Origin of the sequence: Bradyrhizobium sp. sGM-13 (assembly GCF_018398875.1) — a bacterium.
Taxonomy (GTDB): Bacteria; Pseudomonadota; Alphaproteobacteria; order Rhizobiales; family Xanthobacteraceae; genus Bradyrhizobium.
The window spans coordinates 1-230 of sequence record NZ_JAGWDK010000459.1 but is presented as its reverse complement, the minus strand read 5'-3'; the positions used below and the strand labels follow the sequence as shown (position 1 = coordinate 230).

General features: G+C 56.1%; 1 protein-coding gene. It reads left to right on the top strand.

Annotated elements, in window-relative coordinates; all coding sequences use genetic code 11:
* Positions 1-227 (top strand): hypothetical protein (locus KJQ96_RS39660; protein ID WP_213291291.1); only part of this gene is annotated, 227 nt, incomplete at its 5' end.
* Positions 228-230: the final 3 nt, after the last annotated feature.

Below are 230 nucleotides of genomic sequence, written 5' to 3'. Positions count from 1 at the left end.
CCGATCTTGATCTTCTCCTGCGCTACCGCCGGCCCTGCGGCAACACCCAGCAAAACGGCCAGCCCGGTCAGCTTCAACGACTGCTTCATAATTATTCCTCCGTTCGGCGGCTCTGCAGCCAACCCACGCTACATCAAATGCTCGGAGTGCAGCTTATTCTGGCGGTGACTGCAGCTGCAAGCAACAACGGAGCCATGCAAGCCATGCGCCAATTGCTTGAAACTTAAACA